The organism is Pseudoalteromonas sp. G5_S1_14_S5 (genome assembly GCF_054968605.1).
The window spans coordinates 1-334 of the sequence record NZ_JBQKUM010000257.1 but is presented as its reverse complement, the minus strand read 5'-3'; the positions used below and the strand labels follow the sequence as shown (position 1 = coordinate 334).

Annotated in this window: 1 rRNA gene; it reads right to left on the bottom strand. The window is 53.6% G+C overall.

The annotated features are described in order from the left end of the window. A 23S ribosomal RNA gene (locus ACTRWI_RS22795) occupies positions 1–334 on the bottom strand; the annotation flags it as partial.

Here is a 334-nt window from a genome sequence, read left to right as displayed (position 1 = left end):
GAAAGTCCGGATTTACCTAAACTTTCCGCCTACGTACTTGAACCTGGACAACCGTCGCCAGGCCCACCTAGCCTTCTCCGTCCCCCCATCGCAATTGTAAGAAGTACGGGAATATTAACCCGTTTCCCATCGACTACGCCTTTCGGCCTCGCCTTAGGGGTCGACTTACCCTGCCCCGATTAACGTTGGACAGGAACCCTTGGTCTTCCGGCGAGGGAGTTTTTCACTCCCTTTATCGTTACTCATGTCAGCATTCGCACTTCTGATACCTCCAGCAGCCCTTACAGACCACCTTCAACGGCTTACAGAACGCTCCCCTACCCCACGCACATAA